General features: G+C 66.1%; 15 protein-coding genes. 3 read left to right on the top strand and 12 right to left on the bottom strand.

Translation table 11 applies throughout. From position 1 onward, the window contains the following. Positions 1-3 precede the first annotated feature (3 nt). From LSO07_RS08445 to gspG, 9 genes are read right to left on the bottom strand one after another with little or no spacing between them, the layout of a single operon-like run. Positions 4-495, bottom strand: a complete 492-nt coding sequence (locus LSO07_RS08445) for a type II secretion system protein (RefSeq protein ID WP_034782178.1) — start codon at positions 493-495, stop codon at positions 4-6. Beyond that, positions 492-2516 (bottom strand): secretin N-terminal domain-containing protein, encoded by a 2025-nt coding sequence (locus tag LSO07_RS08440; protein ID WP_151094118.1) that lies wholly within the window; start codon positions 2514-2516, stop codon positions 492-494. The genes LSO07_RS08445 and LSO07_RS08440 overlap by 4 nt, the downstream gene beginning before the upstream one ends. Further along, entirely contained in the window at positions 2516-3037 is a 522-nt protein-coding gene (locus tag LSO07_RS08435; RefSeq protein WP_151093296.1) for a hypothetical protein, read from the bottom strand. Before LSO07_RS08435 ends, LSO07_RS08440 begins: the two co-directional genes overlap by 1 nt. Next, positions 3034-3606, bottom strand: coding sequence for a hypothetical protein (locus LSO07_RS08430; protein ID WP_151093294.1), 573 nt, complete (start codon positions 3604-3606; stop codon positions 3034-3036). The genes LSO07_RS08435 and LSO07_RS08430 overlap by 4 nt, the downstream gene beginning before the upstream one ends. Continuing rightward, complete coding sequence (locus LSO07_RS08425) at positions 3603-4151, bottom strand: hypothetical protein (protein WP_151093292.1); 549 nt, start codon at positions 4149-4151, stop codon at positions 3603-3605. Before LSO07_RS08425 ends, LSO07_RS08430 begins: the two co-directional genes overlap by 4 nt. Continuing rightward, positions 4148-4966, bottom strand: a complete 819-nt coding sequence (locus LSO07_RS08420) for a hypothetical protein (RefSeq protein WP_151093290.1) — start codon at positions 4964-4966, stop codon at positions 4148-4150. The genes LSO07_RS08425 and LSO07_RS08420 overlap by 4 nt, the downstream gene beginning before the upstream one ends. Further along, entirely contained in the window at positions 4959-6665 is a 1707-nt protein-coding gene (locus LSO07_RS08415) for a GspE/PulE family protein (RefSeq protein ID WP_191909605.1), read from the bottom strand. The genes LSO07_RS08420 and LSO07_RS08415 overlap by 8 nt, the downstream gene beginning before the upstream one ends. After that, positions 6662-7867, bottom strand: coding sequence for a type II secretion system F family protein (locus LSO07_RS08410; protein WP_070282765.1), 1206 nt, complete (start codon positions 7865-7867; stop codon positions 6662-6664). The genes LSO07_RS08415 and LSO07_RS08410 overlap by 4 nt, the downstream gene beginning before the upstream one ends. Before the next feature lie 36 nt (positions 7868-7903). Then, positions 7904-8347: a type II secretion system major pseudopilin GspG gene (gene gspG, locus LSO07_RS08405; RefSeq protein WP_099389351.1), complete on the bottom strand. Its 444-nt coding sequence runs from the start codon at positions 8345-8347 to the stop codon at positions 7904-7906. 465 nt (positions 8348-8812) lie between these two features. Between gspG and LSO07_RS08400 the strand changes: the two genes are divergently transcribed. From LSO07_RS08400 to LSO07_RS08390, 3 genes are all read left to right on the top strand, one after another. Then, positions 8813-9571, top strand: a complete 759-nt coding sequence (locus tag LSO07_RS08400; RefSeq protein WP_151093288.1) for an NF038120 family PEP-CTERM protein — start codon at positions 8813-8815, stop codon at positions 9569-9571. A gap of 43 nt (positions 9572-9614) precedes the next feature. Next, on the top strand, positions 9615-12767 hold the full coding sequence (locus LSO07_RS08395) for a S8 family peptidase (protein WP_151093286.1): 3153 nt from the start codon (positions 9615-9617) through the stop codon (positions 12765-12767). A 112-nt stretch (positions 12768-12879) separates the two neighbouring features. After that, positions 12880-13299: a protease inhibitor I9 family protein gene (locus LSO07_RS08390; RefSeq protein ID WP_034782162.1), complete on the top strand. Its 420-nt coding sequence runs from the start codon at positions 12880-12882 to the stop codon at positions 13297-13299. Here LSO07_RS08390 and LSO07_RS08385 read toward each other — a convergent pair. The 3 genes from LSO07_RS08385 to LSO07_RS08375 form a co-directional block, all read right to left on the bottom strand. Beyond that, a complete protein-coding gene (locus LSO07_RS08385) occupies positions 13296-13970 on the bottom strand; it encodes a LuxR C-terminal-related transcriptional regulator (protein ID WP_225317219.1) in 675 nt (224 codons plus the stop codon). The two genes, LSO07_RS08390 and LSO07_RS08385, sit on opposite strands and share 4 nt — an antisense overlap. Then, on the bottom strand, positions 13967-14665 hold the full coding sequence (locus LSO07_RS08380; RefSeq protein ID WP_151093283.1) for a winged helix-turn-helix domain-containing protein: 699 nt from the start codon (positions 14663-14665) through the stop codon (positions 13967-13969). Before LSO07_RS08380 ends, LSO07_RS08385 begins: the two co-directional genes overlap by 4 nt. Positions 14666-15011: 346 nt before the next feature. Next, on the bottom strand, positions 15012-15650 hold the full coding sequence (locus tag LSO07_RS08375; protein WP_151093282.1) for an NF038129 family PEP-CTERM protein: 639 nt from the start codon (positions 15648-15650) through the stop codon (positions 15012-15014). Between the last annotated feature and the right edge of the window lie 10 nt (positions 15651-15660).

Here is a 15660-nt window from a genome sequence, read left to right as displayed (position 1 = left end):
GGTTCACCATAGACGGTAAGGCACGTTGTTCAAGCCCGTTTTGCCGGACGTACAATACACATCGTAGACATCGTCGCCCTCGCGTGGTTCGGCCGCTTCGCTGGCGTAGCTGCGCTTGCCCCACGTTTGCGCATCGCTCAGGCCAGCGTCCGCGTTGAACGGGTCGCGCGGCACGCGGCGCAGGAAAAACAGCTTGCTGCGCTTCGGGTTGCGCTGGTCAGGCACGCCCTCGACCAGCAGTTCCAGGCTTTTCGGATAGCCGCTGGCGTCTGGCGCGCGCAGGATACGGCCCTCGTCGCCGGCCCGTTTATAGGCATCGAGCCCCTGGCGGATCTCGCGCAGCGCGCGCCGCAATTCCTGCTCCTGGCGCCGCTGCACCGTTACCTGCGTGACGGGGATCACCAGGGTGGCCAGCACGCCCAGGATGGCCAGGGTCACCAGCAGCTCGATCAGGGTGAAGCCGCCCTGCCCACCCTGCGCATGCGCCAGTCTCATTTGACGGGCGGCGGCGGCACCACCGGCACCGGCTGGCTCGATGACAGCGGCAAGGGCGCCGCCTGCAGCGGCACGGGCTGGCCCGACGATATCGGCAAGGGCGAGGCGGCCGGCTCGGGCGACGGCGCCACTTCCGGCGCCGGAACGCTCTGCGGCAAGGCCGGTGGCACCTGGCCGGGCACCATCAGCGGCTGCGCCGGCGCCGACTGCATGCCGACGGCCGACGGGCCGGAACGCACGATCACCGTGCCCGGCATCTGCGTGGGCGCCTTGGCCGCCATGTCGGGCCGGCGGCGGAAGCTGCCTTCCGTGCCGGCCGAGAATTCCGATTCCTTCGCTTCCGGACGCTGCACCGTGCGCACGAGGTGCGGCGTGATCGACAGCACGATTTCCGTCTTCTGGCTGTCGTCCTTGCTGCTGCCGAACAGGCGCCCCAGCACGGGTATGTCGCCCAGGCCAGGCACCTTGTTGCCCGAACTGCGCTCTTCATTGTTGATCAGGCCCGCCAGCACCTGGTTTTCGCCATCCTTCAGTTGCAGCATGGTCGACGCCTGGCGCGTGCCGATCTGGTACAGGGTCGAGCCGCTGCGGGTGGTGGTGGCCGCGCCCAGGTTGCTCACTTCGAGCGAGATGCGGATGCCCACTTCATTGTTCAAATAAATGGTCGGCTCGGCATTCACCGTCAGGCCCACGTCCAGGTAACTGATGGACTCGGAAGCGAAGCCGCCCGTGCCCGGCGAAATGGTGGTGGTCACCACGGGCACCCTGTCGCCGATGACGAACTTCGCCTTTTCCCGGTTGCGCACGCGGATGCGCGGATTGGCCAGGATGTTCGCGTCGCCATCCGTCTTCTTGGCGTTCGCCGTCACGGACAGGTCGCTCACGCCGATGGTGCGCTGGTTCAGGTTATTCAAGTCATTGATGGTCAGGCCCGCGCCGCCCGAGGTGGAGAGCGGCGTCAGGGTCAGGCTGGTGGGCCAGGCCACGCCCAGTTCCATCAGGCGGCTGCGCTTGACTTCGAGGATTTCCAGTTCCAGCACGACCTCGGCCTCCGGCACGTCCTGCAGCGCGATCAGGCGCTCGGCCAGGCGGATCGCCTCCGGCGTGTCGCGCACGATGACGAGGTTGAGTTTTTCATCGGCCACCACGTCGCGCGTCTTCAAGATGGTCTTGAGGGTGTTGGCCACCTGCTTGGCGTCCGCATTCGCCAGGAAGAAGGTTTTCACCAGCACTTCCTGGTACTCCTTCAATTTTGCCGCCACGTTCGGGTAGATCAAGATCGTGTTTGCATCCATCACCTGCTGTTCCAGCTGGTTCGTCACCAGCAGGAAGTAGACGGCCGATTCCACCGTGCTGTTTTTCAGGAAGATCGAGGTTTTCGCATCCGCCTTGACGTCCTTGTCGAAGACGAAATTGAGGCCGGAACGGCGCGCGATCAGCTCGAACACCTGTTTTAATGGCGCTTCGCGAAACTCGATGGTGATCGGCTGCCTGTACGATTTGGCCAGGCCCGATTCGACGACGGGCGGCGCCGTTTTGTCATCGACCTCGCGCAGCAGCGCGCGCGCGCCGGCGTGATTCGGCTGCTCGGTCAGAATCGCGTTCAGGCGCTGGCGCGCCGGGTCGTAGCGCTTGGCCTCGATATCTTTCTGCGCTTCGGCCAGCAGCTTGCCCTGGCGCTGCTCGCGCTCGAGCGCGCGCAAGCCGCTGTTGGCCCGTTCGTTCTGCGCATCGATTTCCAGCACGCTCATGAACGAGGCGCGCGCCAGCTCGCCCTGCCCCGCCTGCGCCTGGCGCTCGGCCTGCTGCAAGCGGCTGCCAGTCGCCCGTTCGCGCGCCTGCAGATAGGCGCTGCGGTATTGCGCATTGCCGGGGTCCTGCTGCAGCGCCTCCTGCAGTTTTTGCAGGCCGGCCAGGATTTGATCTTGCGCAATCAGCTCGCGCCCGTCGCGGTAGGCTTGCTGCCCTGCGCAGCCGGACAGCAGCAAGAGCAGCAGCGCCGATGAAAAGGAACGAGACATCACTCGGAAACTCCAATGTTGAGCTGCTGAACCTGGTTCAACGGCAGATAAGTGAGCGTCATGACGGGCGGCGCAATCGTCACGACCTTGTAGGCGCCATCGATGACGGTGTTGGCGCGCACGATATACGTCTTGTCGGCGCGCGACAAAAACACTTCCCAGGCGCCATCGGCGGCCGCCTTGCCCAGGTAGACGAAGGGCAGCGGCGGCGCCATCGGCGGTGGCGGCGGCGGTGGCGCGACGGCTACCATTTTCGGCGGCGGCGGATTCCAGTTCTGGCTCTGGAAGACAGCGCCGGCGCCGGCAAAGGTATCGCCATCCTCGCCCGCCACTTCGCTGCGCGGCAGCAGGGCCAGGATGGCCGGCTGCGCGGCTGACGGCTTGGCGGCCGCATGGCGCGCGGGCGCGACGGCCCGCTCCACCGCTTCGGCCACATCGGCCACGGGCTGGCGCTCGCCGAACAGCAGCAAGGCGCCCGCGCCCAGCACGCCGGCCAGCATGAGCCAATGGCGCGGGGTCATGGCGCCTCTCCCGCATCGCTAGGCGTATCGGTCAGATAAAAGGTGAGGCGCAAGCGCGCTTCGAGTTCCGTATCGGCGATCTGCTCGCGGCGAAAACTCAGTTCGTCGAGCGAGGCGAAGGGGACGGCGCGCAGCGCTTGCAGCGCGAACTGCCACACAGCCGCATAACTGCCCTTCAGCGGCAAGGTCACCTGATAGCTGGCAACCCTGCTGGCCTTGTCGTAGCCGCTCTTGTATTCGCCCTGCGCCAGCAGCAAGCCGTTTTTCGCGGCCAGGTCGAACAGCTGCTTGACTTGCTGCTCCGCGTGGCGCTGCTGTCCCAGGGCGGCATAAAAGCGCGCCAGGTTCTCGCTGGATGTCGCCGGCGGCGCCGCGATGACTGCGGCCAGCGATGGCTGCGGCAAGGGCCGCGCTTCCAGCTGCGCCGCCACGGCGCGCTGCTGCCAGGCCCACGCCCAGGCGGTCAAGCCCAGCGCGAGCAGGGCCACGGCCAGGCAGGCAGGCGCGCCCAGGCGGCGCAGCAGCAGTTGCGCGCGCAGGCGCACGCTATTGATGTCGATGGCCATCATGGCGTGCCCCAGCGCGCTTCGAGCTGGAAGCGCAAGGGTTTGTTCGGATCGAGCGCGTTGATTTCATGGCGCAGCAGCTGCACGCGGGTGCCGAACAGCTCCTGCTGCTTCAGTTGCGCCACATACGCGACCATGGCGTCGCTACTGGTCGTCTCGGCCGTGATCTTCAGCACGCGCTTGCGCGCATCCGGTTCCAGCGCCAGCAGCGCGATGGCGGGTGGCGTGGCGCTGGCCAGCGCATCCTGCACGTCGCGCCACGGCAGATTCAGTTGCAGGATGGCCGCATTCACGGCCGCCGCCTGCGCCGGCGCGATGGGTGTTTGCGGTGCAGCCACAGGTCCCTGCGTGGCGGCCATGACGCGCTGCTGCGCCAGCCGCCAATGTGCCTCGCTTGCCTGCTGCCGCTGCAGCGCGGCGCTGCCGCTGTACGCCGCCGAGGCGATCAGCGCCGCACCCACGGCGCCGATGCACCACGCCCACGCGGGCACGCGGTGCAGGCTGCGGCGCCAGCTGGGCGGCGCGAAATCGATATCGAGGCGCGTCATGCCACGCCCCCGCTGCAGGCCAGCCGGGCGGCCGGCGACAAGGCGCCGTCCCCATCCGGCGTGGAAAAAATCTGACAGTGGAACTCTTTCGTCTGAGGCAGCCATGCGGGCGGCGGCGCGCCGCACAGCTGCAGCAGCGCCGGTGCGGGCACGCCTTGCAGCAGCGCCTCGCGCGCCAAGGTCTGCGCCAGCCAGGCATGGCCGGCGTCCGGGGGCACGGGCAGCGCGCGCACGGCGCGCAGGCGGCCATCGTGCCGCACGCCCAGGGTCAGGACGTTCTCCTGCAGCTGGCCAAACCAGGCGCCCGGCTTCAACGCGCCGTGCCAGCGGTTCCAGTGGCGCGCGAATTGCGGTGCGATAAAAATCAGGGCCAGCTTGCGTGCGTCGGCCACGCGCGTCAGCTGCGCCAGCAGCGCACGGGGCACGGCGCAAAAGAACGGCGCGCGCGCATCCCAGGCGCTGCTGCTGTGCCACAGGCCGGGCGCATCGCCATACAGCGACTGGAAGCGCAGCGCGGCGGCAGCCTCGATATCGGCCAGGCGCGCGGCGCCTTGCGGCATGTCCACTTGCCACAGGCGCGCCAGCCCATCGTCAAGCACCACGGACAGGGGCCAGCCGGCGTATTGGCTGGCTGGCAGAATCTGTTCCAACGCCTGGCCCAGGGCGGCAAAGTCGCCATGCAGCGTGTCGTCCGGCACATACGCGGCTTCACCCAGCAATATCCATGCAGGGGCGCGCCAGCGGCTGCTGCGCCACAGGCTCACCTTGCCCGCCGCCACGCCCAGGCGCAAACCTTGTCCAAAACCTCTACGCATGCAGGGTGACCCTCTTGATTTCCGTGATGGTGGTGGCGCCCCGCTTGACCAGTTCCAGCGCCGCCAGGCGCAGGTTGCGCGTGCCGTTCGCATACGCGGCCGCCTTGATCTGCCGGATCGGTTTCTTGTCGACGATCAGTTCGCGGATTTCATCGGTCAGCACGAGGATTTCGGCAATCGAGCGGCGCCCCTTGTAGCCCGTGCCGCGACAGTCGCCGCAGCCCTTGCCCTGCTTGAATTGATACTGCGCCACGTCGGCGCGCGCCAGGCCCACGCTGGCCAGCTCACCATCGTCGGGCGTGTAGTCGGTGGCGCAATGGGGGCAGTTGGTGCGGATCAGCCGTTGCGCCCAGATGCCGTTCAGGGCCGAGACGAACGCATACGGATCGATGCCCATGTGGGTAAACCGGCCGAACACGTCGAAGACATTATTCGCATGCACGGTGGTGAGCACCAGGTGGCCCGTAAGGGCCGACTGCACGGCGATTTCCGCCGTTTCGCGGTCGCGGATCTCGCCCACCATGATCTTGTCGGGGTCGTGGCGCAGGATGGAGCGCAAGCCCTTGGCAAACGTCAGCCCCTTCTTTTCATTGACGGGTATCTGCAGAATGCCGGGCAGCTGGTATTCGACGGGGTCTTCGATGGTGATGATCTTTTCGCGCCCGTTGTGGATTTCCGTCAGCGCCGCATACAGGGTCGTCGTCTTGCCGGAGCCGGTCGGTCCCGTCACGAGCAGCATGCCGTAGGCTTCCTGCGCCAGCGCGCGCAAGGCTTCCAGCGATGGCGCGTCAAAGCCCAGCGCTTCCAGGGTCAGGGCGCCATACGCCTCGATCATGGCGCGCTTGTCGAGGATACGGATGACCGCATCCTCGCCATGGATGCTGGGCATGATGGAGACGCGCAGATCGATTTCGCGTCCGCCCGATTCGACGCGGAAGCTGCCGTCCTGCGGCACGCGGCGCTCGGCGATATCGAGTTCTGCCAGCACTTTCAGGCGCGAGATGATGTGCTCGGCCACTTCGATGCCGTTGACGGACGTGGCGTGATCGAGCACGCCGTCGACGCGGTACTTGACGGCCAGGCCGCCGGCCGTGCTTTCCAGGTGGATGTCGGAAGCGCCCGCCTTCAGCGCGTCATATAAGGTCGAGTTGACCAGCTTGACGGCGGGACTGGCCGCTTCCGACACGCTGGCGAACGACAGCACGGCCGCCGTCTTGCCGTCGCGCCGCGCGTCCGTGGCGGCGCCGGGCAGCAGGCTGTCGACGGCGCGCGCCGATTCTTCCTGCTTGGACAGATAGGCGCCGATGTCGGCCTGCAGCGCCAGGCGCACGTGCAAGGTGCCCTGCCCGGCGCGCGCACTCAGCCAGGTTTGCAGGTCGAGATCGAACGGGTCGGCAATCACGCCCACCAGTTGGCCGTCGGCGGCGCGCAGCAGCACGCTGTGGCGCGCCAGCGCCTGCGACAGGGGCAGCACATCGAAGGCGGGAGAAAACGCCAGCATGTCGGCCGTTTCCAGCACGTCCAGGCCGAACGGGCGCGCCAGTTCGCGCACCACGGCGCGCGCCTCGATGCCGCTCAGTTCCTGCAATTCCTCGACCAGGCTGCGCTTCGACTGGCGGCTCAGGACGCGGGCGCGCTGCAGCAGGGTGGCGTCGATGGCGACGCTGGCCAGGGTGGATTCGGCAGCGGTCTGCATCATGAAATATCGCCGGCAAGGTCAAAGATGGGCATGTACAGCAGGATCACGATGGCGCCCACGACCAGGCCGATGCCAGCCATCAGCAAGGGTTCGAAAGTACGCGTAAAGCGGTCGATCCAGCGGCTGATTTCACCGTCGTAGAAGGCGGCCGACTGCGTCAGCATGGGCCCCATGTCGCCCGTGCGCTCGCCCACGCGCAGCATGCGCAGGGAAATCGGCGTCGTCAATTGATGCTGCTCGAAGGCGGACGACAGGGGCTGGCCCGCCTCGATGGCGCCGCGCGCGCCCTGCAAGGATGCCTGCATGCCCGGCGAGACCATCGCTTGCACGGTGGAAATCGCCTGCACGATGGTGATACCGCCCTCGGCCAGCATGCCCAGGGTCAGGTACAGGCGCGACAGTTCATAGATGCGCACGCGCTCGCCGATGCCGGGCAGTTTCGCCAGCAGGCGCGCCACGCCGCCATGGCGCAGCACGCGCCGCACGGCCATGAACACCGCGCTGCCGACGAGCGCCAGCCCGAGCAGCAACAGCACTCCATGCTGCGTGACGAACTGGCCCCAGCTGAGCATCACTTGCGACATCCACGGCAGGTTGCGCCCTGCGCCCTGGTAGACCTCGGCGAAGCGGGGCACCACATAGCTGATCAGGAAAGCGCTGACGCCGCCGCCCACGGCCAGCAGGATGGTGGGATAGATGGCGGCGCTGACGATCTTGCCACGCACCGTATCGATGCGCTGCTGGTAGTCGATGTAGCGCGACAGCGCGCGCGGCAAGTCGCTCGTGCCCTCGGCCGCCTTGACGATGCCGATATACAAAGGGGGGAACAGTTCCGCTTGCTCTGCCAGCACGGCGGAAAAGCGCTTGCCTTCGCGCAAGCCTTCCAGCAGGCGCGTGAGCACGCTGCGCGTGGCCGGCGACGCTTCCTTTTCCAGCAAGGCTTCCAGCGCTTCGACGATGCCCAGGCCCGCTTGCAGCAGCGCCAGCAATTCCTGGCTGAACAGCAGCAGTGGCAAGGCGCGCGCCCGCTGGCGCCCGGCCGCGCTGAACGGCGTGGCACGCAACGGGCGGATGGCGCTGACAAACAGGCCGCGCGCTTCGGCCTGGCGGCGTGCGTCGGCTTCGTCGCGGCCGTCGATCACGCACGTATGCAAGGTTGCTACGGCCTGGTCCGTGGAAAGCGCGCGTACTTCGAACTGCATGATGGCTTGTCCGTAGGAAAAAGAATGGCGCTGGCGTTATTGCGAGCTGATGTCGGCGTTCTCGCCGCTGCCGCCCGGCTGGCCATCCTTGCCCATCGAGACGATGTCGTACTCGCCCTTGCTGCCGGGCGCGCGGTATTGATAGGCATGGCCCCACGGGTCGAGCGGCACGGCCTTTTTCAGGTAGGGGCCATTCCAGCGCGTGCCGGCGGCGGGCGGCGCGGCCAGCAGCGCGGCCAGGCCTTCTTCCGTGGTGGGATAGCGCCCCACGTCGAGGCGGTAGGTGTCGAGCGATTTTTCAAACGCCTCGATCTGTGCCTTGGCCACCGTCACTTCGGATTTGCCCAGCTGGGCGAAATACTTGGGGCCGACATACGCCGCCAGCAAGCCGATGATCACGATGACGACCAGCAATTCGAGCAAGGTAAAGCCGCGCGCATGGCGCGTTGCCGCAAGGTTCTGCCTGTGTACTGCATGCATCCGGTAACTCCTTATTGCCTACCTTCAATACATTGCGTCGCTGCGCGCGGCGGATGGCCACGCACAGGCGACACGCGCTTGCCTGATGCTTATCAGCCTACCATGCCGGTTATGGTTCATACAATCTTTTCTTTGCACTGTGAACAACAAATTCCGGCGGAAACCATCCAGTGTGCGCGAAACCGCCACGGCGACGCGCGCGCTTGACTGGCTGGTCAATCACTCAACTATTTTCAATGCGGAAACTATCTACTACTGGTTACCAATTCATAGTAGGTGATGAATTTTATTCATTCATTATTTGTAACTTTCAAATTAAATTTGCAAGAATATCAAACAATGAAATTGCCTCTTTTGCTATAGTAAAAATCAATTTTCTACGTATTGGTCTTATCCGTCCACGCAGGAAAGAGCATCCCAGACGCAAAACATATTGCATCCTACATAATCACCAAGGGAAAATTCATGACTCGTATTGTGCATTCGAAGGCAGCTTCCGCAGCAAGTCCTTTCTCGGCCAAGCAGTGGACCGGCGCCGCCATCCTGGCCCTGTCCGCCGCCTGGGCCCCCGCCGCCATCGCGGACGTGATCAACTTTGACAATCTGGATAGCCAGTTCGTCGGCCATGGCGACTTCCTGGAATTCGGCAAATTCCTGCTGACGGGTGCTTCGAATACCGCCGGCGCCAGTTATGGCGACCTGGTCGGCGCCGTGTTCGACGGCACGGATCCGGCCGCCTGCGGCCTGGCGTGCCCGACCAACAATACGAGCCATTACTATGCCTCGCTCAACGACGGCATCATCTACCTAGACCCGCTGAACCCGGGCGGCAGCGTCAGCCTGCAGGGTTTCGACGCCAGCTTCATCGGCTACGCCCAGGGCGTCACCTATCCGGCGGTAGCCGGCCTGCTGCGCGTGCAAGGTTTCTACGCGGACGGCTCTTCCCTGTATGAAACATACCAGCTGGGCGGCCCCATCGGCGGCAACTTCCAGTTCCAACACTACAACACCAGCGCCAGCTTCGGCAGCCAGCAATTCGCCTCGCTGGCCTTCTTCGGCTTCACTTGCAACACGGCCGGCAATTGCAACGCCTTCAGCACCAACAAGGGCCAGTTTGCGCTCGACAATATCGTCGCCTCGGTACCGGAGCCATCGACCTACGCGATGATGCTGCTGGGCCTGGCAGGCATCGGTTTCGCGGCGCGCCGCCGCCAGCAAGCCTGATTTCCCCCTTTCGATTCCCGCTACCGTCACCAGGAAACCCTACATGACATTCCGTCCCGCCTTGCGTCCCATTTCGCTCGCCGTGCTGAGCCTGTTTGCCAGCCTCAGCTTCCAGGCCCACGCCGACGACCTGCGCCGCCCCTACATCGTGCAACTGAACGACAAACCGATCGCTTCCTACACCGGCTCGGTGGAAGGCCTGGGCGCCACCCAGCCTGCCGCCGGCGGCCGCCTCGACCTGGCCAGCACACAAGTGCAACTGTACGGCGACTACCTTGAACAGAAACAGGCCCGGGTACAAGCCCTTGTCGCCGCCGCGCCCGTGCAATACCAGTACAAGATCGTCCTCAACGGCTTCTCCGCCCTGCTGACCGACGCCGAAGTGCGCCAGCTGCAGGCGAGCGGCGAAGTGGCCAGCATCGCCCCCGACGAACCGCGCGCCCTGCAGACGAACTACACACCCACCTTCCTGGGCCTGGACCAGCCGGGCGGCCTGTGGAGCCAGCTGGGCGGCAAGCAGCATGCGGGCGAAGACATCATCATCGGCATCGTCGATGGCGGCGTGTGGCCGGAAAACCTGTCGTATGCCGACAAGGTCGACGCCAACGGCGCCCCGACCTTCGACCCGAACGCCACCCTGGCCTACGGCGCCGCGCCGGCCGCCTGGAAAGGCAGCTGCCAGACGGGCGAAGGCTTTACGCAAGACCACTGCAACAACAAGCTGCTCGGTGCGCAATACTTCAATGCCGTGCGCCTGACCGAGACGGACAAGATCCAGCACTGGAGCGAATTCACCTCGCCGCGCGATTCCATCGGCGACCCGAATGGCGAAGGCGGCCACGGCACGCACACCTCGTCCACCGCGGGCGGCAATGCGGGCGTGCCCGTCACGGCCAACGGCACGCCGCTGGGCGCCATTTCCGGCGTGGCGCCGCGCGCCCGCCTGTCCGTCTACAAGGTGTGCTGGTCGTACAACCTGGCTACCCAGCCGACCGGTGCGAAGAACGGCTGCTACGGCGGCGACAGCGTGGCGGCGATTGAAAAAGCCGTGCAGGATGGCGTACATGTCATCAATTACTCGATCAGCGGCGGCGGTACCGTCAACGATCCCGTCGAGCAAGCCTTTTTGCACGCCTCGAATGCGGGCGTCTTCGTTGCCGCTTCGGCCGGCAATGCGGGACCGGCCAATACCGTGGCCCACGTCAGCCCATGGATCACCACAGTGGCCGCCTCGACGCACAACCGCGCCAACCAGGCCAAGGTGACCTTGAGCAACGGCGCCAGCTACACGGGCGCCTCGCTCAACTACAATCCGCTGCCGGCCACCACCCTGATCCGCGCGCAAGACGCGGGCCTGGCCGGCGCCGATGCGCAAAAACTGGCCCTGTGCTACCGCGCCGGCGACAACGGCGGCGTGGCCCTGCTGGATCCGGCCAAGGTCGCCGGCAAGGTCGTCAGCTGCCTGCGCGGCACCACGGCGCGCACCGACAAGGGCGTCGCCGTGCTCGAAGCGGGCGGCGCCGGCATGGTGCTGGTCGACACGGGCGTGGGCCTGGTGTCCGACCCGCACGTGCTGCCGGCCGTGCACGTGAGCGCCGCCGATGGCGCGCTGATCAATGCCCAGGCGCAAACGGGCACGGCCACGGCCGCCATCTCGCGCTTCGTCACCAACGGCAACGGCCCTGCCGCGCCCGTGGTGGCCGACTTCTCGTCGCGCGGCCCGAACCTGTACGACGCCAACCTGCTCAAGCCGGACGTCACCGCGCCTGGCGTGGACATCCTGGCCGGCGGCACGCCTGCCCTGTCGCGCGCCCAGCGCGACGCCGTGCAGGATGGCAGCCTGGTCCCTGCGCAAGCCTACATCTTCCTGCAAGGCACCTCGATGGCCAGCCCGCACGTGGCCGGCCTGGCCGCCCTGCTGCGCCAGCAGCATCCGGACTGGAGCCCGGCCGCCATCAAGTCGGCCCTGATGACGACCGGCAGCACCACCTTGCCCGACATCCAGGCTGGCGACGCGCGCGGCATCCTGCCATGGGGCCAGGGCGCCGGCCACGTGACGCCGAACAAGGCGACCGATCCCGGCCTCGTGTATGACGCCAACCTGGCCGACTACAAGAAATACATGTGCGGCGTCGGCATGACGGCCGAGTGCGCGGGCGGCACCCTGGCCGGCTACAACCTGAACATGCCGTCCATCACCATCGGCAACGTGCTGGGCACGCAAACGGTAACGCGCCGCGTCACCAACGTGGGCAGCAGCAGCGCCACCTACACGGCCAGCGCCTCGCTCAGCGGCTACAGCGTTGCGGTGGCGCCTGCCACCCTGGCGCTGGCGCCCGGCGAAACCAAGTCCTTCACCGTCACCCTGACGCGCACCACGGCACCGGACAACGCCTGGCAGTATGGCGCCCTCGTGTGGAGCGACGGCGTGCATACGGTACGCAGCCCCGTCACGGCCCGCTCGGGCCGCGCGGTGCAGTCGCCGGCATTGCTGCAGGCCGACAAGGTCAGCGGCCTGCGTTCGCTGACCCTGTCCACCGGCTTTGCCGGCAAGGTCGGCGCGGCGACGGGCGGCCTGAAGGAAGTGGCGCGCAGCGCGCAAACCATCAGCCAGGCCGCGCCGGGCAGCGTGGAAACGCTGGTGCAGATGGCCGACGCGTGCAAGGCGGGCGGCAGCGGCGTGCGGGTCGTCAATGTCAGCATTCCCGCCAGCACCGTCGTGGCGCGCTTCGAAATCTTCGACCGCGACACCAGCGAAGGCGCGGGCAATGACCTCGACCTGCTGCTGCTCAACAGCGCGGGCGCGACCGTTGCCACCTCGGCCACGGCCGGCTCGAACGAGGCGATCACCGTGACCACCCCGGCGGCAGGCAGCTACAAGGTGTGCGTGGTCGGCTATGAGCTGGCGAATGGCGCGTCGACCGGCTTCGGCCTGTCGTCGGCCGTCGTCACGACAGCCGACAAGGGCGGCAACCTGAAAGCCACCCTGCCTACCAAGGTGTATGTGGGCGGCAGCGCCACGGCCGGCGTCAGCTGGTCGGGGCTGGAAACGGGCAAGCGCTACCTGGGCGGCGTAGTCTTCCTTGATGGCAACAACGCGGCAGCGTCCACCACCGTGCTGTCGGTGGAGACCAACAGCCCGTTGCCGCTGGCCGTCCCCAGCCAGCGCAACGTGAAGGCGGACGCCAAGCTGTAACGGTATCGCTCCAGGCGGTAACACGACGCGCCCTGCGGGGCGCGTTTTTTATGCGTAACACGCGTACAATCGGCGCACGGGCAACTCGTCCGCCATGCGCAAAGGAGTTTGCATGTCCGCATTTCGCCTCAGCATTGCCATCCTGGCCGGCATGGCCAGCCTCCATGCACTGCCTGTCGCGGCGCAGGCCGCTGCGGCGCGACTATCCTATCTGGTGCAATTGCGCGCCCCGCCGCTGGCCTCGCAAGCGGACGGCGTGCATAGGCTCGATACGGACAGCGACGCGGCGCGGCGCTACACGGCCCAGCTGGAAGCGCAGCAGCGCGCCGTGCTGGCGCTGGTGCCCGATGCCCCAGTGCAATACCGCTACACGGTGGCCTTCAATGGCTTTGCCGCCATGCTGACACGCGCCGAAGTGGCGCGCCTGCAAGCGAGCCCGGACGTGGCACGGGTATCACCCGGCAGCATCGAACACACGCAAGATGGCGGCGGCAGTGGCAAGCCGCAGGCCAGGCCGCAGGACCAGCGCTAATGGCTGAGCAAGCGCAGCGCGATGCCGCGCGACACGGCTTGCATGCGATTGCTCACGCCCAATAATTTGTAGATACGCTGCAAATGGCTTTTCACGGTAGTGCCGCTGATACCGAGAATTTCCCCCACCTCGTCATTGCTTTTCCCTTCGCGCACCCAATGCAGCACTTCCAGTTCGCGCGCACTGGCCGCGCGCGTGGCAGCCGGGCCGGTCATGCGCGCACGCTGGCTGCCTGGCAGCGCCAGCCAGTGCACGTGGAGGTAGGGCAACAGCAGTTCCAGCACATACGCCTGGCGCGCAGCGTCCGCCGGCATCACGGCGAACAGGGCAAAAAAGCTGCCGCCGGCGTCGCCCACGCTGCCGTGCACCAGCACGCCGTCGATGACGGCAGCCCCCTGGCCGCCCGCGCGCCAGGCCAGCGCAAGGTGCGCCAGCTGGCCCTGGCGCTCGCGCAGCAGCGCGTGATCGGGCGCGGCGCTGTGCCAGGCTTCGCTGCGCAGCACGGCACCATCGGCATCCAGTTGCGCGCACATTAATATGTCGTGCGGCAACAGCGTTTGCAGCGGCCCCTGGCTCCACAGAAAGAAATCGCCGGGCGCGGCGATGCCATGCGCGCCGAGGATGGCGTGCAGCAGGTATTCCTGCTCCCGCCCCGTCAGCAGCAGCATCATGCGCACACGGCGGCGTCAAACGCCAGATAGCGGTAGCCGCTGCCGCGCACGGTTTCGATGCGGTGGCCGCAGCCGCCCGGCTGCAGCGCCTGCCGCAAACGCCCCACGTGGGCGTCGACCGTGCGCTCGTCGAGATACGCTGCATGGCCCCACACCTGGTCCAGCAACTGCGCGCGGCTATGCACCCTGCCCGGATGGTTCATCAGGAAATGCAGCAGCTTGAATTCCACGCGGCCCAGGTTGACGGGCACGTTACCGGCCGTCACGCGCAGGGTGTGCGGGTCGAGCCGCAGCGCTGCCGTGCCTGCGCGCAAGGCCGATGGCGCGCGCCGGCGCAGCAGCGCGTGCACGCGGGCCAGCATTTCACGGGGACCGAAAGGCTTGCACAGATAGTCGTCGGCGCCGCTTTCCAGCGCCAGCACCTTGTCCTGTTCGCTGTTGCGCGCGCTGACCATGATGATGGGCAAGTCGCACAGCACGCCATCCTGGCGCACCTGGCGCAGCAGCGCGATGCCGGACGCATCCGGCAGCTCCCATTCCAGCAGCAGTACGTCGGGCGGGTCGGCCGCCAGCAGCGCCAGCGCGCCGCGCGCATCCAGGGCGCAGCTGACCCGGTAGCCGGCGCCTGCGAAGTTATGCGCCAGCAGCGCTTGCATGGCAGGCGCAGGGTCCAGCACCAGGATATGGCCAGGCATCGATGCATCTCCCGAAAAAGTTGGCGGCAATCTATGAAGAACTAAGTAATCGCCAGAAAATTATTGTGAATTTATAGCAAACAGACGTGGATGTGATGCAAGGCGCCCGGCGCGACGCAGTGCGAGCACTGCTAGCGATGGGTAACGCAGCAGCGCGCCACTTATGGAAGCTAGAAAACACAAGAATTTATTGGGGGTTACTTAGACTGCCCGACAAGTTTTTTACTATGCATCAAGCGTAAAACGGTGACCAATACAATTTAGTTTCCTGATTTATAGCTATTTCAAATAAATAAACAAAAAAAACACAGCGGCCCGCAGGCGCGCTGTGTCCAGGCTGGAAAGACTAGGCCCGTGTGCCAGGCTGGCGGCGGCGCAGGGCAAAACCGATCAGCGCCAGGCCGCCCGTCAGCATCATCCATTCCGACGCTTCCGGCACGGCCGAGATCGTCGCGATGCTGGCGTAGCTACTGCCTGTAATGCTGGCGGGCAAGCCGCCGTTGAGCGGGGTCAGTTCGAATTGCACGAGGTTGCCATTCGCATTGCCCAGATAAGCCATGCCGGTGTAGTCGAGCAAGCCCACGCCAAACGTCGTGCCCGCGTTGCCGGCCGTGTTCAGGAAGTCGCCGCCGAAGACGATATTGAAACCGAACTTGCCGCCCAGGGTCACGTTGTGAAACCAGTCGTTGTAGGCGCCGCTATTGCCGAAGGTCAAGGTACCGGGCAAGCTGCCGCTGACATTGCCTTCCTGCGATGCCAGCGCGCCGAACGCACCCGAGAAATTGCTGAGTACGGCGCTGGCGCCCGGCGCGGGGCTGTTGCCGGCGATAAAGGCGAAGTCGAGGAAACCGGCGCCCGAGAACTGGCTCGTGTCGATTTCCACGCGGTAGCCGAGCGGATCCGCCAGCGCCAGGCTGGAGCTGGCGGCCAGCACGGCGGCCAGGACGGCGCGGCGCAGGGCCGGATGAAGTGTCGTTGTCAACATGATGGTGTCC

Origin of the sequence: Janthinobacterium sp. PLB04 (assembly GCF_021165895.1) — a bacterium.
Lineage (GTDB): Bacteria > Pseudomonadota > Gammaproteobacteria > Burkholderiales > Burkholderiaceae_D > Janthinobacterium > Janthinobacterium lividum.
The sequence above is the reverse complement of the archived record's forward strand: the minus strand, read 5'-3'. Positions and strand labels throughout refer to the sequence as shown.